This is a genomic window from Sorangium sp. So ce131, from assembly GCF_051519095.1.
GTDB lineage: Bacteria > Myxococcota_A > Polyangia > Polyangiales > Polyangiaceae > Sorangium.
In genome coordinates, this window is the sequence record NZ_CP150455.1 from 5,019,142 (window position 1) to 5,044,324 (window position 25,183).

At 71.1% G+C, this 25,183-nt stretch carries 3 protein-coding genes; all 3 read left to right on the forward strand.

The annotated features are described in order from the left end of the window. The first annotated feature begins 46 nt into the window (after positions 1-46). The 3 genes from WMF43_RS18155 (at position 47) to WMF43_RS18165 (ending at position 25,120) form a co-directional block, all read left to right on the forward strand. Positions 47-5,641, forward strand: coding sequence for an amino acid adenylation domain-containing protein (locus WMF43_RS18155; RefSeq protein ID WP_437681734.1), 5,595 nt, complete (start codon positions 47-49; stop codon positions 5,639-5,641). A 69-nt stretch (positions 5,642-5,710) separates the two neighbouring features. Beyond that, on the forward strand, positions 5,711-6,772 hold the full coding sequence (locus WMF43_RS18160; protein ID WP_437681736.1) for a TauD/TfdA family dioxygenase: 1,062 nt from the start codon (positions 5,711-5,713) through the stop codon (positions 6,770-6,772). Between the two features lie 90 nt (positions 6,773-6,862). After that, positions 6,863-25,120 (forward strand): non-ribosomal peptide synthase/polyketide synthase, encoded by an 18,258-nt coding sequence (locus WMF43_RS18165; protein ID WP_437681738.1) that lies wholly within the window; start codon positions 6,863-6,865, stop codon positions 25,118-25,120. Positions 25,121-25,183: the final 63 nt, after the last annotated feature.

Sequence of the window (25,183 nt, forward strand, 5' to 3'; positions counted from 1 at the left end):
CCCCGGAGAGGCGCATCCGCAAATTCTCGAACCAGGGCACGCGTTTATGACCCAGCATGAGCTCGAAGGTTTCCGTCTCTCTCCACAGCAAGAGCGGGCGTGGGCGCTCGGCGGCGACCGCCTGCACGCCGCGGGGCTGGCCGTCCTCTCCGGGCCGTGCGACGAGGGCCGGCTGCGGGCGGCGGTGGCCGCCGTCGTCGCCCGCCACGAGATCCTGCGCACGGTCTTTCCCGCGTTGCCCGGCATGAGCGCGCCGCTCCAGCGCATCCTCGACGAGCCGCGGTTTCAATGGGAATGCGACGACCTCCGCGGGCGAGATGCCGCGGAGGCGCTCGCCGAGCTCGAGCGCGGGCTCTCCGAGGTCGAGCCCTTCGACCTCCAGCGCGGCCCGCTGCTCCGCTGCCGCCTCTCGCGCCTCGCGGGCGATCGCGCCGCGCTGGTCGTCACCCTGCCTTCGTTGTGCGCCGACGACGCCACGCTCGACCTCTTCCTGGCCGAGCTCGGCCACGCCTACGCCGGCACCGGCGCTTATGCCCCCGGCGCGCGCGGCGCCGAGCCAGGGGAGGAGGGGGAGGGCGATCTGCAGTATGCGGATCTCGCCGAGTGGCAAGCCGGCATGTGCAAGGAGGAAGAGGCGGGCTTCTGGCAGCGGCTCGAGATCCCCGGCGCCCCGCACCGCCTGCGCAGCGCGCGCGATCTGCCCGAGGAGGCCGGCGAGATCCTGACGGTCTCGGAGGCGCTCCCGGACGTGACGGTCACGGCGCTGGGCTCTTTCCTGAGGGAGCACAACCTCGATGCGGAGTCGTTCTGGTTCGCCGCCTGGCTGCTCTTCGCGCGCCGCAACGTCGATGACGACGTGGTCACGGTGTCCAAGCTCTTCTCCTGCCGCACCGTGGAGCCGCTCGACGCGGCGCTGGGGCCGATTGCCCGGTACGTGCCCGTGTTCTACCGCGCCGACCTGGGCGCGGGGTTCCTGCGGAACATCGGCGATCTGCTGCTCTTGATCGCGGACTTCGCCGAACACCAGCTCTATTTCTCCTGGTCTCTCGTCCCCAGCGCCGGCGCGGCGCGCTCGCTCGGCTTCTCCTTCTGCGCCGCGACGGACGCCGAGGCGCGCGGCCTGCGGCTCGCCTGGCGGCGCAAGGTGGTCCTCGCCGAGCCCTTCGACGTCGAGCTCTGCGTCGAGGCGCGGGCGCGCGACGGGGAGGCGCCGCGCGTCGAGCGGCTCTCCCTCCGCTGCCGCGGCGAGCGCTTCGACGCCGCGCGGGCGAGGCGCCTGCTGCAGGGCTTCATGGCCATGGTGGACGAGCTGATCGCCCATCCCGGCCGGCCGCTCCGGCTCCTCGGGACGCTCGGCGGCGAGGAGCGGCGCCTCGTGCTCGACGCGTGGAACCCCACGGCGCGCGACGTTCCGGCCGCGTCCTCGTTCTACGAGCTCTTTTCGCGGCAGGCGGGCCGCTCTCCCGACCGGCCCGCGCTGGTCTTCGGCGACCGCGCGCTCACGTACCGCGAGCTCGACGTCGCCGCGCGCCGCGCGGCCGCGGCGCTGCGGAAGAGGGGCGCCGGCCCCGAGGTCCTCGTGCCGCTCGTGGTCGAGCGATCGATCGAGGCGATCGTCGGCCTGCTCGCCGTGTTCGCCGCCGGCGGCGCCTACGTGCCCATCGATCCGCACCAGCCCGAGGCGCGCAGCAAGCTCATGCTCGCCGGCCTGGGCAAGGGCCCCGTGTTGTCCGTGTCCCGCTGGCGCGACCTCCTCGTGCGCCTCGGCGTGGACGCCGAGGAGCGGGTGGTCTTCCTCGACCGGGACCTCGACGAACCGGCCGCGGAGCCCGAGGCGCCGGCCCGGCCCGAGCACGCCGCCTACATGATCTATACCTCCGGCTCGACCGGGACACCGAAAGGCGTGGTGGTGACCAACACCTCGCTGGTCAACCTCGCGTTCGCGATGCGCGAGAGCGCTTATAACGATCTGCGGAGTCCGCTGCGCGTCAGCCTCAACGCCCCCCTCGTCTTCGACGCCTCCGTCAAGCAGCTCACGCAGCTCGCGTTCGGCGACACCCTTCACCTCGTGCCCGAGGAGATCCGCCCCGACGGCGAGGCCCTCCTGGCCTTCTTGCAGCAGCACCGCCTCGACGTGCTCGACGTCACCCCGTCGCAGCTCAAGCTCCTGCTCTACGCCGGCCTGGAGCGCCACCCGGAGGCCCTCCCGGCGCGTGTCCTCATCGGCGGCGAGGCGCTCGATCCCGGCGACTGGGAGCGCCTCGGGGCCCTCAGCCCCTCCGCGTTCCTCAACGTCTACGGGCCCACCGAGAACACGGATGTCAGCACCACCGCGAAGGTGGCGAGCGGCGGCGGGAGGCGGCCTGTCATCGGCCGGCCCATCGCCAACGTGCGCGCCTACGTGCTCGACGGCGCGATGACCCCCGTGCCCGTCGGCGCGACCGGCGAGCTTTACCTCGGCGGGGCCGGCGTGGCGCGCGGTTACCTCGGGGAGCCCGCGCTCACCGCCGCGAGGTTCGTGCCCGACCCGTTCTCGGGCGAGCCCGGCGCGCGCCTCTACCGCAGCGGCGATCTCGTGCGCCTCGACGACGGCGGAGACATCGAGTTCCTCGGGCGCGCCGATCACCAGGTCAAGATCCGCGGCTACCGCGTCGAGCTCGGCGAGATCGAGAGCGTGCTCGCCGCCCACCCGGGGGTCGCGCAGGCCGCGGCGACCGTCTGCGAAGGCAGCGCCGGCGATCCGCGGCTCGTCGCCTACGTCGTCCCGAGCCGCAAGGGCTCGTCCCGGGTGGACGGCCGCGAGCGCCACCTGCTCCCCAACGACATGGCCGTCGTCCAGCAGAACAAGAACGAGACCGACTATCTCTACGAGGAGATCTTCGTCAAGAAGAGCTACAGCCTCTACGGCATCGAGCTGCCGAGGGGCGCTGTCGTCTTCGACGTGGGCGCCAACATCGGGATGTTCAGCCTGTATGTCGCGAGCCACTGCGAGGAGGCGCGCGTCTTCGCCTTCGAGCCGCTCGGGCCCATCTACGAGTGCCTCGCGCTGAACGCGGAGCTCTACGGCGGCGGCATCGAGGTGTTCCAGCTCGGCCTGTCCGATCGCGAGGAGAGCCGGACCTTCGCTTATTACCCCCGTTATTCGATGATGTCGGGCGCGCACGCCTACGCCAGGCCCGAGGACGAGGTGCACGTCATCCGTCGGTATCTGGAGCGCGAGATGGGCTCGGGCTCCGCGCAGGCCGCCGAGCTCCTGGCCCACGCCGACGAGCTGCTCGCCGGCCGGTTCGAGGCCGAGCTGCACGACTGCCGCCTGCGGCGCCTCGGCGACGTCATCCGCGAGCGCGGCGTGACGCGCATCGACCTCCTGAAGATCGACGTGCAGCGCGCCGAGATGGACGTGCTGCGCGGGCTCGACGACCGCGACTTCCAGATCATCGACCAGGTGGCCATGGAGGTGCACGCCGCGGCCGGGGAGGAGAGCGAGACGCGCCTCGACGAGCTGCGCGTGTGCCTCGGCGGCCACGGGTTCGAGGTGGTCGTGGAGCAGGACGAGCTCCTCCAGGGCACCGACCGTTACAATGTCTATGCGTCCAAACGAGGGCTCAAGGCCCGGGAGCACGGGCTCTCCGCCATCCAGCAGCGCCGCGAGCTCATCGAGCGCGCCCGGCCGGTCTCGCCCGAGCTGCTGCGCGATCACACCCGCGATCGCCTGCCCGAGCACATGGTGCCCGCGGCCTTCGTCCTTCTGGAGCGATTCCCCCTGACCCGCAACGGCAAGGTGGACCGCGCCGCCCTGCCTCCTCCTCCCGAGCTCTCGGCCGCGAGCGGGCCCGCGCAGCGGCCGCCGCTCTCACCGATGGAGGAGATCCTCTGGGGCCTCTGGGCCGAGGTGCTCGGCACCGCGCACCTCGGATTGGACAAGAGCTTCTTCGCGCTCGGCGGCCACTCCCTGCTCGTCACCCAGCTCGTCTCTCGCATCCGCGAGGTGCTCCAGCTGGAGCTGCCGCTGCGCAGCGTCTTCGAGGCGCCCACGCTCCGGGCCCTCGCGCGCGTGCTGGAGCAGGAGCGCAGCAAGGCGCGGGAGGGCGCGCCCCGCCTCGAGGCGCCGCGCATGTTGCCCGCGCCCCGCACCGCCGAGCTGCCCCTCTCGTTCGCCCAGCAGCGCCTCTGGTTCCTCCAGCAGATGAACCCCGAGGACACCTCCTACAACGCGCCCGCGGCGTTCCGCGTGAGCGGCCGGCTCTCGACCGACACCCTGCAAAGGGCGCTCGATCACCTCGTGAGGCGCCACGAGATCTTGCGCACCACCTTCGAGATGCGCGGCGACAGGCCCGTCCAGGTGATCCACGAGCCGCGGCCGTTCCACCTCGACGTGGCCGACCTCTCGGCCATGGGCGACGCCGAGCGCGAGGCGGAGGTCGCCAGCCGCATCCAGGCCGAGTCCCGAAGGCCGTTTTCGCTCGGGGAGGGGCCGCTCTTCCGCGTCGAGCTCCTGCGCCTCGCCCCGCGCCAGCATGTCGTGATCTTCGACATGCACCACATCATCAGCGACGCGTGGAGCATGGCCCTCTTCGTGCGCGAGCTCGTGGAGGTCTACCGCGCGCTGCTCGCGAACCGCGCGCCCGATCTGCCGCAGCTCGCCGTCCAGTACGCCGACTATGCCGCCTGGCAGCAAACGTGGCTGAGCGGCGCGGTGTACCGCGAGCACCTGGAGCACTGGAAACGCCGCCTCTCGGGCGACCTGCCCGCGCTGCAGCTCCCGCTCGACGCGCCCCGCGAGCGCCGCCGGCACGACACCGGCCGCCGCGCCGTCTTCTCCGTCGATCCCGAGCTCACCGCCTCGCTGAAGGCCCTGTGCGCTCGTTACGGCACCACCCTGTACATGACGCTCCTGTCCGCGTTCCTCGTGCTGCTCGGGCGAACCAAGGACCAGAAGGACCTGCTGCTCGGCCTGGCGATCGCCGGCCGCGATCGCGCCGAGATCGAGAACGTCATCGGCTGCTTCATTAACATGCTGGTGCTGCGGTTCGATCTCTCCGGCGCGCCGAGGTTCTCGGATCTCCTGCGCCAGGCGCGCAAGGTCACCCTCGACGCGTACGAGCACCAGGCCATGCCGTTCGATCACCTGGTCAAGGAGCTCAACCCGCCGCGCGGCAAGGGCGTCACGCCGTTCTTTCAGGTCGCCTTCGGCCTGCAGAACGCCCCCCTCGGCGACCTCCGCTTGCCTGGCCTGGAGTTCACCCCCATCCCCCAGGAGCAGGAGAAGGTCCGTTACGACCTCACCATCTGGGTGAACGAGGAGCCCGGCGGCGTGTCGAGCGCCGGCGGCCTGTCGAGCGCCGGCGGCGTGTCGAGCGCCGGCGGCGTGTCGAGCGCCGGCGGCCTGTCGAGCGCCGGCGGCCTGTCGATCGACTGGACCTACAGCGACGAGCTCTTCCGCGAGCAGACGATCGCCGACATGGCCCGGCGCTACGAGGCCCTGCTCCGCGCCGTCGCCAGCGATCCCGAGGCCCGCATCCACAGCTACGAGCTGCTCTCCGCGGAGGACAAGCAGGGCCGCCGGGAAGAGCAGGCCCGCAAGCAGGCGTCGCTGAGCAGCCGGCTCGCCGCGTCTTCCCGCAAGGCCGGCACCCACTAGGGCGCCCGTCGCTCACCCGCGCATGGACCCTCGCCGCACGGAACTCCACCCCACCTCGGACACGTGATCATGACAGACACCAGCAAACCCACAGGGCTGAGCAAGCTCAAGTCGATCAAGCGAAAGACCGTGGTCCTCTCGCAGGACAACCTGGTCTCCTACGACACCGTCGGCGACCGGCCGCTGCCCCTCGTGATCACGCCGCGCGCCGGCGAGCTGAGCCTGCCGGCCTGGATCGCCGACAACCGCGAGCCGCTGCGGGCCAGGCTGCACGAGCACGGCGCGCTGCTCTTCCGCGACTTCGGCGTCCCGGACCCCGACACCTTCCAGCGGGCGATCGAGGCCATCTCCGGGGAGCTCTTGCACTACACCGAGCGCTCCTCGCCGCGCCACGCGGTGAAGGGCAACGTGTACACGTCCACCGATTACCCGCCGCAGTATCCCATCTTCCTGCACAACGAGCAGTCGTACAACGTCAACTGGTGCCGCAACATCAGCTTCTATTGCCGGCAGCCCGCCGCGCAGGGCGGCCAGACCCCGATCGCCGACACGCGCCGCATCCTCGCCCGGCTGAACCCCGAGATCGTCGCGCGCTTCCGCGAGCGCCGCTACATGTACATGCGCAACTTCGGCGAGGGATTCGGCCTCTCCTGGCAGGTGGCCTTCCAGACCGAGGATCGGAGCGAGGTCGAGGCCTACTGCCGCCGCAACGCGATCGACTTCGAGTGGAAGGACAATGGTCGCCTGCGCACCCGCCAGGTGCGGCCCGCGGTGCACCGGCACCCCGTGACGGGGGAGCTGGTCTGGTTCAATCACTGCACGTTCTTCCACGTCTCCACCTTGCCGGCGCCGATCCGCGACAGCCTCACCGCCGGGTTCGCGGATCACGACCTGCCGAACCAGACGTTCTACGGCGACGGCGCGCCCATCGAGCCCGAGGTGATGGCGCACCTGCAGCAGGTGTACCTCGACGAGAAGGTCGCGTTCGACTGGAAGAAAGGCGACGTGCTGGTGCTCGACAACATGCTCTGCTCGCACGGCCGCGAGCCGTTCCAGGGGGAGCGCAGCGTGCTGACGGCCATGACCGAGCTCACGGACAACCGCCCCGAGGATCTGGGCAAAGGCGTCTGAGGGGCGAGGCGCGGACGAGGATGACCATGCCGGCGCGGGATCCGTCGACGACCCGCGCGCGGACCGGCGGCGGAGCATGAGGAGCATTGGATGAACACGCAGAATCTCGAGGGCTTTCGCGTCTCACCGCAGCAGCGGCGCCTGTGGCTTTCGGCCCGGGGTGAGGGGCGCGCGGCCTGCCTCCTGGAGCTCTGCGGCCCGCTCGAGGGCGATCGCCTGGAGCGCGCCCTGCGCCGGCTCGTGGCCCGTCACGAGGTCCTGCGCACGGTCTTCCCCTCGCTGCCGGGGATGGAGACCCCGCTCCAGGTGATCCGGGGCGAGGACGCCGGGCTCGCCTTCTCCTGCTCGATCGCCGATCAGCCCGGGGCGCCCGATCTCGACGCGCTCTTCGCGCAGCGAACCCGCTTTGATTTCGCCGAGGGGCCGCTGCTCTCGGCGCGCCTCACGCGCGTCGAGGAAACGAGGCACTTCCTGCTGCTGGAGCTCCCGTCGATCTGCTGCGACGCCGCCTCGCTGGACGTGCTGGTCGAGGAGCTCGCCGCGACCTACGCCGGCGGGGAAGGGGGAGCGGACGGCGAGGGCGGACCGCTCCAGTACGCCGACTTCTCGGAGTGGCAACACGAGCTCTTGGAGGAGCCTGACGCCGCGCGGTGGCGGGAGCGCGAGGAGCTCTCGGGCGAGCCGGTCGTGCTGCACGTCGAGTCCTCGACGGGGCCAGTCGCCGCCGCGCCGCTCACCGTCAGCGCGCGAATCCCGCGGGGCGAGCTCGCCGGGCTCGCGGACGAGACGCCTCTCGATGTGTTCTTCTTCGCGTGCTGGGCCGCGCTGCTCTTCCGGCTCGCGCCGGAGGAGGACCGCGACCGCCTCGTCGTGGCCGCGCGCTTCGACCTGCGCCACCTCGACGCGCTCGCGGGGGCGATCGGCGCGTTCGCGAAGCTCATCCCCGTGCGTTGCTCGCTCGGCGCCGAGGCCGGCATCGGCGAGGAGGTGCGCCGCCTGGCCGCCGCGCTCGAGGAGACGGGAGCGGGCCAGGAGCACTTCGACGCCGAGCTGCTGCCCGGCCACAAGGGCCGCGACGGCTTCGCGTTCGCCTTCGAGCGGGCGATCGCGCCGCGCGACGCGTCCGGCCTCCGCGTCGCGGTGCGCCGCAAGCAATGGGAGGGCGAGCGCAACAAGCTGTCGCTCACCGTGCGCGCGGCGGCGGACGAGGTGGAAGTGCACCTCACCGCCGGATCGGGCGTCGTCTCGCGCGAGCGCCTTCGCTTCCTCCTGGACTCGTTCATCAACGTGGCGCGGCAGGCTGCGCGCGCCCCCGAGACACCCGTCTCCGCGCTCGGTCTGATCGGCCCGGCCGAGGCCGGACAGCTCGCCTCCTTCGGCCAGAATCCCGCTCATTTCCCGGGTGGAGACACCCTGCACGGCCTGTTCGAGCGGCAGGCGCTCGCCACGCCGGACGCGCCGGCCGTCGCTTATGCGGGCGACGTGCTCTCCTTCGACGCGCTGAACCGCCGCGCCAACCGGGTGGCCCACGCCCTCCGCGCCCGCGGGGTCGGCCCCGAGGCGATCGTCCCGCTCGTCTACGAGCGTTCCGTGGAGATGATCGTCGGCCTGCTCGGCATCCTCAAAGCCGGCGCCGCGTATCTCCCCGTGGATCCGCATCAGCCGAGGGCGCGGCTCGCGCTGATCCTCGGCGACGCCCGCGCCCGCCACGCGGTGGTGCAGCCCGGCCTGGAGGACGCCGTGCGCGGCGCCCTCGGGACCGGCGAGGCCGGCATCCCCGAGCTCCAGCTCGTCTCGACGCGCGTGGCGGAGGGGCCGGAGCACAACCCGAGCTCCGGTGTCCTGCCGGAGAACCTCGCTTACGTCATCTACACCTCGGGCTCCACCGGCACGCCCAAAGGCACGCTGGTGACCCACGCCTCGGCGGTCAACCTGGCCCACGCCGAGCGCGTGATGCTCGGCCTGGACGCCGGGCCGCCGCTCCGGGTGGGGCTCAACGCCCCCCTGATCTTCGACGCGTCGATCAAGCAGCTCTTGCTGATGCTCTTCGGCCACGGCCTGCACGTGGTGCCCGAGGAGGTCCGCCCCGACGGACGCGCCCTCATCGAGTTTCTCCGGGCCGCCCGCCTCGACGTGCTCGATCTCACCCCCTCTCAGATGAAGCTCCTGCTCTTCGCCGAGATCGAGCGGAACATCGAGTGCCTCCCTGCGCGTGTGCTGCTCGGCGGCGAGGCCCTCGACGCCGACACCTGGACGCGGCTGCGCGCCCTCGGCGATCGCTTCCACAACGTCTACGGCCCGACGGAGAACACGGACATCAGCACGATGATCCCGCTCTCCGCGAGCGAGCTCCCCACGATCGGCGCGCCCATCGCCAACGTGAACGTGCATGTGCTCGATCACCAGCTCTCGCCCGTGCCCATCGGCGTCCCCGGGGAGCTTTACCTGTCCGGCAAGGGCCTCTCCCGGGGTTACTTCGGGCGGCCCGGGCTCACGGCCGAGCGTCTCTTGCCGAGCCCGTTCGGGCCCGAGCCCGGCGCCCGCCTGTACAGGACGGGAGATCGGGTGCGGTATCGCGAGGACGGGCTGCTCGAGTTCCTCGGCCGCGTCGACCGGCAGGTGAAGATCCGCGGGTTCCGCGTCGAGCTCGGGGAGATCGAGGCGGCGCTGCGCAGGCACCCCGGCGTGCGCGAGGCCGTGGTGGTGCTGCGTGAGGATCAGCCCGGGGACGTGCGCCTCGCGGCCTATGTGGTCCCGAGCCCCAAGGGCTCTCCGGTGGCCCTCGGCCGCGCGCGGCACGGGCTGCCGGGCGGCATGGCCGTGGTCCAGCAGAACAAGAACGAGACCGATTACCTGTTCGAGGAGATCTTCCGGAAGAAGACCTACAGCCTCTACGGCATCGAGATTCCGCGCGGCGCCGTGGTGTTCGACGTCGGCGCCAACATCGGCATGTTCAGCCTGTACGTCTCGCTCCATGCCGAGGGCGCGCGCGTCTTCGCGTTCGAGCCGCTCGCCCCGATCTACGAGACCCTGGCCGCGAACGCGGGCCTCTACGGCCGCAACATCAAGCTCTTTCATCACGGGCTCTCCGATCGGGAGGAGACCGTCGCGTTCACGTATTACCCGCGTTACTCGATGATGTCCGGCGCTCAGGCCTACGCCAGGCCCGATGAGGAGGTGGAGGTCGTCAAGCGCTTCCTGGCGAAGGAGAAGGAGGCCGGCTCCAGCGAGGCCGCGCAGCTCCTGTCCCACGCCGACGAGCTCCTCGCCGGGCGTTTCCAGGGCGAGGTGCACAACTGTCTGCTGCGGCGGCTGTCGGACGTCATCCGCGAGGAGGGCGTGGACCACATCGATCTCCTGAAGGTCGACGTGCAGCGCGCCGAGATGCACGTGCTGCGCGGCCTCACCGCCGCCGACTGGAAGATCATCGACCAGGTGGTCATGGAGGTGCATGCGGCCGAGGGCCAGGAGAGCGAGGGCCGGCTGGAGGAGCTCGAGGCCTTGCTCCGGCAGCACGGCTTCCAGGTGATCATCGAGCAGGACGAGCTGCTCTCGGGCACCGATCGGTACAATGTCTATGCCTCCAGGCGGGGCCTGCGGGGGAGGGAAGAGGGCCTCACGGCCCTGCGCCCCATCCAGGCCTACATCGACGAGGCGCGGCCGGTCTCGCCGGGCGCGCTGCGCGACCACGCGCGCGAGCACCTGCCCGAGCACATGGTGCCGAGCGCCGTGGTGCTGATGGACGGCATCCCGCTCACGCGGAACGGGAAGGTCGATTATCGGCTGCTCCCCGCGCCCGACGTGGTGGCCGGCGGGCCCGCCGCGCGTCACGAGCCGCCGCGGACGCCGATCGAGGAGATCCTTCACGGGATCTGGTGTGATCTGCTGGGCGCTCCGCACCTGGGCATCCACGATGATTTCTTCCAGCTGGGTGGGCACTCGCTGCTCGCGACGCAGCTCACGGCGCGGGTCCGGCAGGCGCTGCACCTGGATGTCCCCCTGCGCGCGCTCTTCGATGCTCCCACGATCGCCCGGATGGCCCCGGAGGTGGAGCGCCTGCTGAAGGAGCAGGGCGGGGCCGGCGTGGCCCCGCCCATCGGCCCGCGACCCGGCGGCGGGGAGCTGCCGCTCACGTTCGCTCAGGAGCGGCTTTGGTTCTTGCAGGCGCTGACGCCGGACGGGGTGCACTACAACACGCCAGCGGCCGTGCGCGCGCGGGGCGAGCTGTCACTCGAGGTGCTGAGCCGAGTGCTGACGGAGATCGTGCGTCGGCACGAGGTGCTGCGCACGGTGTTCCGCGAGCGCGGCGGCGTGCCGGTGCAGGTGGTGCAGGAGCCCCGGGCGGTGGCTGTTGCGATAGAGGAGGTGGCGGCGGGGCTCGGCGCGGAGGAGCGGGAGTCGGCGCTGCGCGCGTGGGTGGAGCGGCGCGCGTCGGAGCGGTTCTCGCTGAGCGAAGGCCCGCTGCTGCGGGCGTCGGTGCTGCGGCTGTCGCCGGACGAGCATGTGATCTTCGTGGGGATGCATCACATCGTGACGGACGGCTGGAGCATGGGAGTTCTGGTGCGCGAGGTGGGCGCGCTGTACGAGGCGTTCGTCGCGGGGGAGCGGTCGCCGCTGCCGGAGCTGGAGGTCCAGTATGGCGACTTCGCGGTGTGGCAGCGCCATTGGTTGCAGGGCGAGGTGCTGTCGCGTCAGGTGTCGTTCTGGAAGGAGCAGCTGAGCGGGGTATCGCCGCTGGAGCTTCCGACGAGCCGCCCGCGGCCGGCGCAGCCGAGCTACCGAGGCGCGGTGCACCACCAACGGCTCCCGCGATCGCTGTCGAGGCAGGTGGCTGCGCTGGGTCGCGAGTGCAACGCGACGGTGTTCATGACGCTGCTCGCGGCGTTCGACGTGCTGCTGTCGCGGTATGCGCGGCAGGAGGACGTGTGCGTGGGCACGCCGATCGCGAACCGTGGCCACGCGGGGCTGGAGGGGCTGATCGGGTTCTTCGTGAACACGCTGGTGATGCGGGCGGACCTGTCGGGCAACCCGAGCTTCCGCGAGGTCGTCAGTCGAGTCCGGGACCGAGCGCTTGCGGCGTATGCGCATCAGGACGTCCCGTTCGAGCAGGTGGTGGAGGCGGTGAATGTGGAGCGGGACCTGGGAAGGCACCCGCTGTTCCAGGTGATGTTCACCTTGCAGAACGCGCCGGAGGGCGAGCTTGCGCTGCGCGGGCTGACGCTGCAGGGGGTGGAGTTCGAGACGGGGACAGCGAAGTTCGACCTGACGCTGTCCATGATGGAGACCGACGACGGTCTGGCCGCGGGCTGGGAGTACAGCACGGACCTGTTCGATGCGGAGAGCGTGGCGCGGATGGCCAGGCACTTCGAGACGCTGCTGTCGGCGGTGGTGGCGGAGCCTGGCGTGCGGATCGGGGAGGTGGAGCTGCGGGACGAGGCGGAGCGCGCGCAGATGGCCGCCTGGAGCAGCACCGAGGTCGACCTCGGCGCCGGGCGAGCTCCGGTGTCCTGCCTTCACGAGCTCTTCGAGGCGCAAGCGGCGCGCACGCCGGAGCGGGTGGCGCTGGTGTTCGAGGCCGAGCGGCTGACGTACGCGGAGCTGAACCGGAGGGCGAACCAGCTGGCGCATCACCTGCGCCGGCACGGGGTGGGGCCGGACACGGTGGTGGCGGTGGTGGCGGAGCGTTCGGTGGAGCTCGTGGTGGCGCTCTACGGCGTGCTCAAGGCCGGGGGCGCGTACCTTCCGATCGATCCGACGTATCCGTCCGAGCGCATCCGGGTGTTGCTCGAGGACGCGGCGTCGCCGGTGGTGCTGACGCAAGAGAAGTGGCGCAGCGGGCTGCCGGAGACGTCGGCGCACGTGGTGTGCTTGGACGCGGACTGGGCCGCCGTCGAACCCGAGTCGGGGGACGATTTGAGGCCGGTCAGCGGCCCCGATCACCTGGCCTACGTCATCTACACCTCGGGCTCGACGGGTCGGCCCAAGGGGGTGGAGAACAGCCACCGTGGCATCGTGAACCGGCTGCTGTGGATGCTGGAGGACAGCGGCCTCGGCGAGCAGGACGCGGTGCTGCAGAAGACGCCGTACACGTTCGACGTGTCGGTGTGGGAGCTGTTCGCGCCGCTCTTGTGCGGGGCGCAGCTGGTGATGGCGGCGCCCGAGGGACACCGCGATCCGGGGTACCTCGCGGACGTGATCGAGGCGCACGCGATCACGACGGTGCACTTCGTGCCATCGATGCTGCAGGCGTTCCTCGAGTCCGTCGACTCGTGCCAGTGCCGGTCGTTGCGGCGGGTGATCTGCAGCGGAGAGGCGTTGTCGCGCGAGCTGGAGGAGCGTTTCTTCCGCAAGCTGGGCGACGGCGAGGGCGCGCCCGAGCTGCAGAACCTCTACGGGCCGACCGAGGCAGCGGTGGACGTGACGTCATGGCGCTGCCGGCGCGGCGACTCCCACGGGAGCGTTCCCATCGGGAGACCGATCGCCAACACGCGAATCCACCTCCTTGACGGCCAGCTGCGGCCTGTGCCGGTGGGGGTTGCGGGTGAGCTGTATATCGGCGGCGTGCAGGTTGCGCGCGGCTATCTCAAGCGGCCCGCGCTGACCGCCGAGCGGTTCATCCCCGATCCGTTCAGCGGCACGCCCGGCGCGCGCCTGTACCGCACCGGGGATCTCGCCCGCTTCCTGCCCGACGGCACCATCCTTTTCCTGGGCCGCATCGACTTCCAGGTGAAGCTGCGCGGCTTCCGGATCGAGCTCGGGGAGGTCGAGGCCGCGCTCCTGGCGAGCGCGGAGGTGCGCGAGGCGGCGGTGCTCCTGCGCGAGGACCGGCCGGGGGATCCGCGGCTCGTGGCGTACGTCGTGCCGCGCTCCGGGGCGGAGGTCGACGCCGAGGTGCTGCGCCGGTCGCTGGAGCGCTCGCTGCCGTCGTACATGGTGCCGGGCGCCTTCGTGGCGCTGGAGTCGCTGCCCCTGACGACGAGCGGGAAGCTGGACCGCAAGGCGTTGCCTGCGCCGGAGCTGGAGGCGCAGGAGAGCGGGTACGAGCCGCCGCGCACGGCGGTGGAAGAGACGCTGGTGGGGATCTGGGCGGAGGTGCTGGGGCTCGGGGCAGGGCGAGTGAGCGTCAACGCCGACTTCTTCGAGCTGGGCGGTCACTCGCTGCTGGCGACGCGGGTGGTGTCGCGGATCCGCGAGGCGTTCGCGGCCCCGCTGCCGCTGCGGGCGTTGTTCGAAAACACGACGGTGGCGGCGCTGTCGACGGTGGTGGAGCGGGCGCAGCGCGAGGCGCAGGGCGTGCAGGCACCGCCGCTCACGTGTGTGCCTCGCGGTGACGCCTTGCCGCTGTCGTTCACGCAGGAGCGGCTGTGGTTCTTGCAGGCGCTGACGCCGGACGGGGTGCACTACAACACGCCAGCGGCGGTGCGCGCGCGCGGTGAGCTGTCGCTCGATGTGTTGAGCCGAGTGCTGACGGAGATCGTGCGTCGGCACGAGGTGCTGCGCACGGTGTTCCGCGAGCGCGGCGGCGTGCCGGTGCAGGTGGTGCAGGAGCCGGGGGTGGTGGCCGTTGCGCTGGAGGAGGCGGCGGCGGGGCTCGGCGCGGAGGAGCGGGAATCGGCGCTGCGCGCGTGGGTGGAGCGGCATGCGTCGGAGCGGTTCTCGCTGAGCGAAGGCCCGCTGCTGCGGGCGTCGGTGCTGCGGCTGTCATCGGACGAGCATGTGATCTTCCTGGGGATGCATCACATCGTGACGGACGGCTGGAGCATGGGAGTTCTGGTGCGCGAGGTGGGAGCGCTGTACGAGGCGTTCCTCGCGGGGGAGCAGTCGCCGCTGCCGGAGCTCGCTATCCAGTACGGCGACTTCGCGGTATGGCAGCGCCGTTGGCTGCAGGGCGAGGTGCTGTCGCGCCAGGTGTCGTTCTGGAAGGAGCAGCTGAGCGGGATATCGCCGCTGGAGCTTCCGACGAGCCGCCCGCGGCCGGCGCAGCCGAGCTACCAAGGCGCGGTGCATCGGCAAAAGCTTTCGCGTTCGCTGTCGAGGCAGGTGGCCGCGCTGGGGCGCGAGTGCAATGCGACGGTGTTCATGACGTTGCTCGCGGCGTTCGACGTGCTGCTGTCGCGCTATGCGCGGCAGGAGGACGTATGTGTGGGCACGCCGATCGCGAACCGTAGCCACGCGGGGCTGGAGGGCCTGATCGGGTTCTTCGTGAACACGCTGGTGATGCGGGCGGACCTGTCGGGCAACCCGAGCTTCCGCGAGGTCGTGGGGCGAGTCCGGGACCGAGCGCTTGCGGCGTATGCGCACCAGGACATCCCGTTCGAGCAGGTGGTGGAGGCGGTGGATGTGGAGCGGGACCTGGGGCGGCATCCGCTGTTCCAGGTGATGTTCATCCTGCAGAACGCGCCGGAGGGCGAGCTTGCGCTCCGCGGGCTGACGCTGCAGGGCGTCGAGTTCGAGACCGGAACGGCGAAGTTCGACCTGACGCTGTCCATGATGGAGACCGCCGACGGTCTGGCCGCGGGCTGGGAGTACAGCACCGATCTGTTCGACGCCGAGAGCGTGGCGCGGATGGCCAGGCACTTCGAGACGCTGCTGTCGGCAGTGGTGGCGGAGCCTGGCGTGCGGATCGGGGAGGTGGAGCTGCGTGACGAGGCGGAACGCGCGCAGATGGCCGCCTGGAACAGCACCGAGGTCTACCTCGGCGCCGGGCGAGACGCGATGTCCTGTCTTCACGAGCTCGTGGCGGCGCAGGCGGCGCGCACGCCGGAGCAGGTGGCGCTGGTGTTCGAGTCCGAGCGGCTCACGTACGCGGAGCTGAACGCGCGTGCCAATCAGCTAGCGCACTACCTGCGCCGGCACGGGGTGGGTCCGGACACTGTGGTGGCGGTGCTGGACGAGCGCTCGTTGGAGATGGTGGTGGCGCTCCTGGGCATCCTGAAGGCCGGCGGCGCCTACCTGCCGCTCGACCCGGCGCACCCGGCGCAGCGGCTTGCGTTCAGCATCGACGACGCCCGGGCGCCGGTGCTGCTGACGCGCGCGAAGTGGAGCGCGACGACCGCTCCGATTACACACGCGGCGCGCGTGGTGCACCTGGACTCGGACTGGCCCGAGATCGCGCGTGAATCGACCGAGGACCCCGCGCCGCTGAGCACCGCCGATCACCTGGCCTACGTCATCTACACCTCGGGCTCGACCGGTAAGCCGAAGGGGGTGGAGAACAGCCACCGTGGCATCGTGAACCGCCTTCTCTGGTCGAGGGAGCGCTTTGGCCTGTCGAGCGGCCACAAGGTCCTGCAGAAGACGCAGTACACGTTCGATGTGTCGGTGGCGGAGATCTTCTGGCCGCTGATCGACGGCGCTTGCCTTGTGCTGGCGCGACCTGGTGGTCACCGGGATCCGAGCTACCTGGCGGAGCTGATCGCGGCCGAGGGGATAACGCACATCCACTTCGTGCCGTCGATGCTGCGGGCGTTCCTGGACGAGGCGGATGTGTCGCGGTGCGGAGGGCTCCAATGCGTGGTGTGCAGCGGAGAGGCGCTCTCTGGAGACCTGCCGAGGGGTCTGTTCGAGAAGCTGGGAAGCGGGGTGGAGGTATACAACCTCTACGGTCCGACCGAGGCGGCGGTGGAGGTGACGTGGTGGCGATGCGGCGAGGGCGACGGCGATGCCGGCGTGCCGATCGGCAAGCCGCTTGCGAACACGCAGATTCACCTGCTGGATGAATCGATGCGTCCGGTGCCCGTGGGGGTGCCGGGGGAGCTGTACATCGGCGGCGTGCAGGTGGCGCGGGGCTACCTCCGGCGGCCCGGCCTGACGGCCGAGCGGTTCATCCCCGACCCGTTCTCGAGCGAGCGCGGCGCGCGCCTGTACCGCACCGGGGATCTGGCCCGGTATCGTGCCGACGGGGCGATCGAGTACCTGGGCCGGATCGACTTCCAGGTGAAGTTGCGCGGTTTCCGGATCGAGCTGGGCGAGATCGAGGCGGCGCTGCGCGTGCACCAGGGCGTCAAGGACGCGGTGGTGGTGGTCTGGCAGGAGCGGCTGGTCGCGTACGTGGTGCCGGCGGAGCCGGGCGCGATGCCCGCGCGCGCGGCGCTGCAAGAGCTGCTGCGCAGCACGTTACCCGAGCACATGGTGCCTGACGTGTTCGTCGCGCTGCCGGAGCTGCCCCTGACCACGAGCGGCAAACTCGACCGCAAGGCGCTGCCTGCGCCGGAGCTGGAGGCGCAGGAGAGCGGGTACGAGCCGCCGCGCACGGCGGTGGAAGAGACGCTGGTGGGGATCTGGGCGGAGGTGCTCGGGCTCGAGGCAGGGCGCGTGAGCGTCAACGCCGACTTCTTCGAGCTGGGCGGTCACTCGCTGCTGGCGACGCGTGTGGTGTCTCGGATCCGTGAGGCGTTCGCGGCCCCGCTGCCGCTGCGAGCGTTGTTCGAGAACACGACGATTGCGGCGCTGTCGAAGGTGGTGGAGCGGGCGCAGCGCGAGGCGCAGGGCGTGCAGGCGCCGCCGCTTGCGCGCGTGCCTCGCGGAGACGCACTGCCGCTGTCGTTCACGCAGGAGCGGCTGTGGTTCTTGCAGGCGCTGACGCCGGACGGGGTGCACTACAACACGCCAGCGGCGGTGCGCGCCCGAGGCGAGCTATCGCTCGATGTGTTGAGCCGAGCGCTGACGGAGATCGTGCGTCGACACGAGGTGCTGCGCACGGTGTTCCGCGAGCGCGACGGCGTACCGGTGCAGGTGGTGCAGGAGCCCGGGGTGGTGGCCGTTGCGCTGGAGGAGGTGGCGGCGGGGCTCGGCGCGGAGGAGCGGGAGTCGGCGCTGCGCGCGTGGGTGGAGAGGCGCGCGTCGGAGCGGTTCTCGCTGAGCGAAGGCCCGTTGCTGAGGGCATCGGTGCTGCGGCTGTCGCCGGACGAGCATGTGATCTTCGTGGGGATGCATCACATCGTGACGGACGGCTGGAGCATGGGCGTTCTGGTGCGCGAGGTGGGCGCGCTGTACGAGGCATTCCTCGCAGGGGAGCGGTCGCCGCTGCCGGAGCTCGCTATCCAGTACGGCGACTTCGCGGTGTGGCAGCGCCGTTGGCTGCAAGGCGACGTGCTGTCACGTCAGGTGTCGTTCTGGAAGGAGCAGCTGAGCGGGGTCTCGGCGCTGGAGCTTCCGACGAGCCGCCCGCGGCCGACGCAGCTGAGCTACCGAGGCGCCGTGCATCGGCAAAGGCTGCCGCTTCCGCTGTCGAGGCAGGTATCGGCGCTGGGTCGCGAGTGCAATGCGACGGTGTTCATGACGCTGCTCGCGGCCTTCGACGTGCTGCTGTCGCGGTATGCGCGTCAGGAGGACGTGTGTGTGGGCACGCCGATCGCAAACCGTAGCCATGCGGGGCTGGAGGGGTTGATCGGGTTCTTCGTGAACACGCTGGTGATGCGGGCAGACCTGTCGGGCAACCCGAGCTTCCGCGAGGTCGTGGGTCGAGTGCGCGACCGAGCGCTTGCGGCGTATGCGCACCAGGACATCCCGTTCGAGCAGGTGGTGGAAGCGGTGGACGTGGAACGGGACTTGGGTAGGCACCCGCTGTTCCAGGTGATGTTCATCCTGCAGAACGCGCCGCAGGGAGAGCTTGCGCTGCGCGGGCTGACGCTGGAGGGCGTCGAGTTCGAGACCGGAGCGGCGAAGTTCGACCTGACGCTGTCGATGGTGGAGAGCGACGGAGGCCTCGAGGCAGGCTGGGAGTACAGCACGGACCTGTTCGATGCGGAGAGCGTGGCGCGGATGGCCAGGCACTTCGAGACGCTGCTGGCAGCCGTGGTGGCGGAGCCTGGCGTGCGGATCGGCGAGGTGGAGCTGCGGGACGAGGCGGAACGTGCGCAGATGGCCACCTGGAACAGCACTGAGGTCGACCTCGGCGCCGGGCGAGCTCCGGTGTTCTGCCTGCACGAGCTTTTCGAGGCGCAAGCGGCGCGCACGCCGGAGCGGGTGGCGCTGGTGTTCGAGGCCGAGCGGCTGACGTACGCGGAGCTGAACCGGAGGGCGAACCAGCTGGCGCATCACCTGCGCCGGCACGGGGTGGGTCCGGACACGGTGGTGGCGGTGGTGGCGGAGCGTTCGGTGGAGCTCGTGGTGGCGCTCTACGGCGTGCTCAAGGCCGGGGGCGCGTACCTTCCGATCGATCCGACGTATCCGTCCGAGCGCATCCGGGTGTTGCTCGAGGACGCGGCGTCGCCAGTGGTGCTGACGCAAGAGAAGTGGCGCAGCGGGCTGCCGGAGACGTCGGCGCACGTGGTGTGCTTGGACGCGGACTGGTCAAAGATCGCGCCCGAATCGGGCGACGATCTGCGGCCGGTCAGCGGCCCCGATCACCTGGCCTACGTCATCTACACCTCGGGCTCGACGGGTCGGCCCAAGGGGGTGGAGAACAGCCACCGTGGCATCGTGAACCGGCTGCTGTGGATGCTGGAGGACAGCGGCCTCGGCGAGCAGGACGCGGTGCTGCAGAAGACGCCGTACACGTTCGACGTGTCGGTGTGGGAGCTGTTCGCGCCGCTCTTGTGCGGGGCGCAGCTGGTGGTGGCGGCGCCCGAGGGGCACCGCGACCCGGGGTACCTCGCGGACGTGATCGAGGCGCACGCGATCACCACGGTGCACTTCGTGCCGTCGATGCTGCAGGCGTTCCTCGAGCCTCTGGATGCGCGCCAGTGCCGGTCGCTGCGGCGGGTGATCTGCAGCGGAGAGGCGTTGTCGCGCGAGCTGGAGGAGCGTTTCTTCCGCAAGCTGGGCGACGGCGAGGGCGCGCCCGAGCTGCAGAACCTCTACGGTCCGACCGAGGCAGCGGTGGACGTGACGTCATGGCGCTGCCGGCGCGGCGACTCCCACGGGAGCGTTCCCATCGGGAGACCGATCGCCAACACGCGAATCCACCTCCTTGACGGCCAGCTGCGGCCTGTGCCGGTGGGGGTTGCGGGTGAGCTGTACATCGGCGGAGTTCAGGTGGCGCGCGGCTACCTCAAGCGGCCCGCGCTGACCGCCGAGCGGTTCATTCCCGATCCGTTCAGCGGCACGCCCGGCGCGCGCCTGTACCGCACCGGGGATCTCGCCCGCTTCCTGCCCGACGGCACCATCCTCTTCCTGGGTCGCATCGACTTCCAGGTGAAGCTGCGCGGGTTCCGGATCGAGCTCGGGGAGATCGAGGCCGCGCTGATGGCGAGCGCGGAGGTCCGCGAGGCGGCGGTGCTCCTGCGCGAGGACCGGCCGGGTGATCCGCGGCTCGTGGCGTACGTCGTGCCGCGCTCCGGGGCGGAGGTCGACGCCGAGGCGCTGCGCCGGTCGCTGGAGCGCTCGCTGCCGTCGTACATGGTGCCGGGCGCCTTCTTGGCGCTGGAGTCGCTGCCCCTGACGACGAGCGGGAAGCTGGACCGCAAGGCGCTGCCTGCGCCGGAGCTGGAGGCGCAGGAGAGCGGGTACGAGCCGCCGCGCACGGCGGTGGAAGAGACGCTGGTGGGGATCTGGGCGGAGGTGCTGGGGCTCGAGGCGGGGCGCGTGAGCGTCAACGCCGACTTCTTCGAGCTGGGCGGTCACTCGCTGCTGGCGACGCGGGTGGTGTCGCGGATCCGCGATGTGCTTGCGGCCCCGTTGCCGCTGCGGGCGTTGTTCGAGAACACGACGGTGGCGGCGCTGTCGACGGTGGTGGAGCGGGCGCAGCGCGAGGCGCAGGGCGTGCAGGCGCCGCCGCTTGCGCGTGCGCCTCGCGGAGACGCCTTGCCGCTGTCGTTCACGCAGGAGCGGCTGTGGTTCTTGCAGGCGCTGACGCCGGAGGGCGTGCACTACAACACGCCTGCGGCGGTGCGCGCGCGAGGCGAGCTGTCGATCGAGGTGTTGAGCCGAGTGCTGACGGAGATCGTGCGTCGGCACGAGGTGCTGCGCACGGTGTTCCGTGAGCGCGACGGCGTGCCGGTGCAGGTGGTGCAGGAGCCCGGGGTGGTGGCCGTTGCGCTGGAGGAGGCGGCGGCGGGGCTCGGCGCGGAGGAGCGGGAATCGGCGCTGCGCGCGTGGGTGGAGCGGCATGCGTCGGAGCGGTTCTCGCTGAGCGAAGGCCCGTTGCTGCGGGCGTCGGTGCTGCGGCTGTCATCGGACGAGCATGTGATCTTCGTGGGGATGCATCACATCGTGACGGACGGCTGGAGCATGGGAGTTCTGGTGCGCGAGGTGGGAGCGCTGTACGAGGCGTTCCTCGCGGGGGAGCGGTCGCCGCTGCCGGAGCTCGCTATCCAGTACGGCGACTTTGCAGTGTGGCAGCGCCGTTGGCTGCAAGGCGAGGTGTTGGCGCGCCAGGTGTCGTTCTGGAAGGAGCAGCTGAGCGGGGTATCGCCGCTGGAGCTTCCGACGAGCCGCCCGCGGCCGGCGCAGCCGAGCTACCGGGGCGCGGTGCACCACCAACGGCTGTCGCGTGCGCTGTCGAGGCAGGTGGCTGCGCTGGGTCGCGAGTGCAATGCGACGGTGTTCATGACGCTGCTCGCGGCGTTCGACGTGCTGCTGTCGCGGTATGCGCGGCAGGAGGACGTGTGTGTGGGCACGCCGATCGCGAACCGTAGCCACGCGGGGCTGGAGGGCCTGATCGGGTACTTCGTGAACACGCTGGTGATGCGGGCGGATCTGTCGGGCAACCCGAGCTTCCGCGAGGTCGTGGGTCGAGTCCGGGACCGAGCGCTTGCGGCGTATGCGCACCAGGACGTCCCGTTCGAGCAGGTGGTGGAAGCGGTGAACGTGGAGCGGGACCTGGGGCGGCATCCGCTGTTCCAGGTGATGTTCATCCTGCAGAACGCGCCGGAGGGCGAGCTTGCGCTCCGCGGGCTGACGCTGCAGGGCGTCGAGTTCGAGACCGGAACGGCGAAGTTCGACCTGACGCTGTCCATGATGGAGACCGCCGACGGTCTGGCCGCGGGCTGGGAGTACAGCACCGATCTGTTCGACGCCGAGAGCGTGGCGCGGATGGCCAGGCACTTCGAGACGCTGCTGTCGGCAGTGGTGGCGGAGCCTGGCGTGCGGATCGGGGAGGTGGAGCTGCGGGACGAGGCGGAGCGCGCGCAGATGGCCGCCTGGAACAGCACCGAGGTCGACCTCGGCGCCGGGCGAGATCCGGTGTCTTGCCTGCACGAGCTCTTCGAGGCGCAAGCGGCGCGCACGCCGGAGCAGGTGGCGCTCGTGTTCGAGTCCGAGCGGCTGACGTACGCGGAGCTGAACGCGCGCGCCAACCAGCTCGCGCATCACCTGCGCCGGATCGGCGTGGGTCCGGACACCGTGGTGGCGGTGCTGGACGAGCGCTCGTTGGAGATGGTGGTGGCGGTCCTGGGCATCCTGAAGGCCGGCGGCGCCTACCTGCCGCTCGACCCGGCGCACCCGGCGCAGCGGCTTGCGTTCAGCATCGACGACGCCCGGGCGCCGGTGCTGCTGACGCGCGCGAAGTGGAGCGCGACGACCGCTCCGATCCCACACGCGGCGCGCGTCGTGCCCCTCGACTCGGACTGGCCCGAGATCGCGCGTGAATCGGCCGAGAACCCCGCGCCGTTGAGCGCCGCCGATCACCTGGCCTACGTCATCTACACCTCGGGCTCCACCGGCAAGCCCAAGGGGGTCTTGGTCCCCCACGGGGCCCTGACGAACTTTCTCCAGAGCATGGCGCGCGAGCCTGGGCTCGCCGCGCGGGACGTCCTCCTCGCCGTCACGAACATCACCTTCGATATCGCGGCGCTGGAGCTCTTCCTTCCCCTCCTGTGCGGCGCGCGCGTCGTGCTGGCCGGCCCCCGGCAGGCCGCCGACCCGGATGCCCTCAGGCGCCTCCTGGACGCGCACCACATCACCGTGATGCAGGCCACGCCCGCGACCTACCGCATGCTGGTGGACGCCGGCTGGCGCGGCGGCCAGGGGCTGCGCGTCCTCTGCGGCGGCGAGGCGATGCCCTCCGATCTCGCCGCCGCGCTGTGCGAGCGCGCCGCCGCCGTCTGGAACCTCTACGGGCCCACGGAGGCCACGGTGTGGGCCTCTTGCCTGCGCGTCGAGGCGCACGACGCGCAGGGCCCCGGGGTCATCTCCATCGGTCGCCCCATCGCGAATACCACCCTCCACATCCTCGATCCGCGACTGCAGCCCGTGCCCGTGGGGGTGCCCGGGGAGCTGTACATCGGCGGCGTGCAGGTGGCGCGGGGTTACCTCCGGCGGCCCGGCCTGACCGCCGAGCGGTTCATCCCCGATCCCTTCAGCCGCACGCCGGGCGCGCGGATGTACCGCACCGGGGATCTGGCCCGGCGCCGCGCCGACGGAGCCGTCGAGTACCTCGGCCGCATCGACTTCCAGGTCAAGCTGCGCGGCTTCCGCATCGAGCTCGGCGAGATCGAGTCTGCCCTCCGGGCCCACGAGGGTGTCAGCGACGCTGTCGTGGTGATGCGGCAGGAGCGCCTGGTCGCCTACGTGGTGCCCGCGCGCCCCGGAGACGCGCCGTCGCGAGCTTCCTTGCAGGAGCTCCTGCGCGACCGCCTGCCCGAGCACATGGTCCCGGGCTTCTACGTCACCTTGGCCGCGCTGCCCCTGACCACCAGCGGCAAGATCGATCGCAAGGCGCTCCCCGACCCCGAGGTGGACCTGCCCGCGGCCGCCCACGAGCCGCCGCGCACCCCGATGGAGAGGGCGCTCGCGCGCATCTGGGGGGAGGTCCTGGGCGTGGACGTCGCCACGCTCGGCATCCAGGACGACTTCTTCGCGCTGGGCGGCCATTCGCTGCTGGCCACCCGGGTCGTCTCCCGCATCCGCGAGCAGCTCGGCGTGGACGTGCCCCTGCGGAGCGTCTTCGAGGCGGCCACCCTCTCTGCGCTGGCCGAGCGGCTGACGCGCGCCCAGACCGGGCGCGCCGCCCTGCCGCCGATCCGCCCCGCGCCGCGCGCCGGGAACATCCCGCTCTCCTACAACCAGCAGGGCATCTGGATCGCCGCGCAGATGGGGGAGTCGCACCAGCGCGCTTACAACGTGGCCCTCGCGTTCCGCCTGCGCGGGCCCCTACACCTCGCCGCCCTCGAGCGCGCCGCGAGCGACCTCGTCCGGCGCCACGCCTCGCTGCGCACCCGCTTCGTCGAGGAGGACGGGAGGCCTTTCCAGGTCATCGATCCTGCCGCCGAGGCGCCGCTGTCCTTCCGCGATCTCTCCGGCGAGCCCGAGGACGTCCGCCTGCGCGAGGCCGGCGCGTCGATGCACGCGGAGGCCGAGGTCGCCTTCGATCTGGCGCGCGAGCACCTCTTCCGCCTCCTCGTGATCCGCCTCGCGGCCGACGAGCACCTCCTGCAGATCGTCTCCCACCACCTCGTCTGGGACGGCTGGTCCACCGGGCTCGTGCTGCGCGACCTCGTGGCCTCGTACCAGGCGGAGCTCGCGGGCGACAAACCCGCCATGCCCGAGCCGTCCATCCAGTACGCCGACTTCGCCGCGTGGCAGCGGCAGCTCGACCGAGGGTACCTGGACGCCCAGCTCGACGTGTGGCGCAGGGCCCTGGCCGGCCACCGCCAGAACTTCGTCTTTCCCCCGGACAGGCCCTATCCCGAGCGCGTCTCCGGCGAGGCGGCGCGGGTGACCTTCCGGTTCCCCGATCCGGTGAGGCGTGCGCTGCTCGCCCTCGCCCAGGCCGAGCGATGCACGGTGTTCATGACCGCGCTGGCCGGCTTCAAGGCGCTCCTGTTCCGCCACACCGGCCAGGAGGATCTGTGCCTCGGCACCGTCGTCACCGGCCGCACCCACGTGGACACCGAGGACGTCGTGGGCAACTTCGTGAACTCGCTGGCGCTGCGCAGCTCCCTGCGCGGGGATCCCTCCTTCCGCGAGCTCATGGGGCGCGTGCGCGAGACCGTGCTCGAGGCCTTCTCCAACCAGGATCTGCCGTTCGATCGCCTGGTCGAGGCCTTGAGCCCGCCCCGGAGCTCCGGCGCGCAGCCCTACTTCCAGGTGGTCTTCGCCCTCGAGAACCTCCCGGACAGGGGCGAGTCGCCCGACGGGCTCGCCGTCGAGCCGTTCGGCGACGCCGCGGAGACGACCAAGTACGACCTGGTCCTCTGGCTCATGGAGGCTCCCCAGGGGCTCTCCGGCTCGCTCCAGTTCCGCACCCAGCTCTACGAGCAGGCCACGATGAGCCGCCTCTGCCGGCAGTACCTCACCTTGCTGGCCTCGGCGGCGGAGCAGCCGGACACGCCGATCTCCCGGCTCGAGCTCCAGGACGCCGACGACAAGGCCGCCCGCGACGAGGAGGACCACAAGCGGAGAGAGACCAGCGTGCGGCGCATGAAGCAGGCCAGGCCGAAGGCCATCCGCACGACGAAGCCATGACCGCGCCCTCGGTCCAGGAGACCGCGCCGCCCCGTTGCACCGACGATTGCACCGCCGATCGCA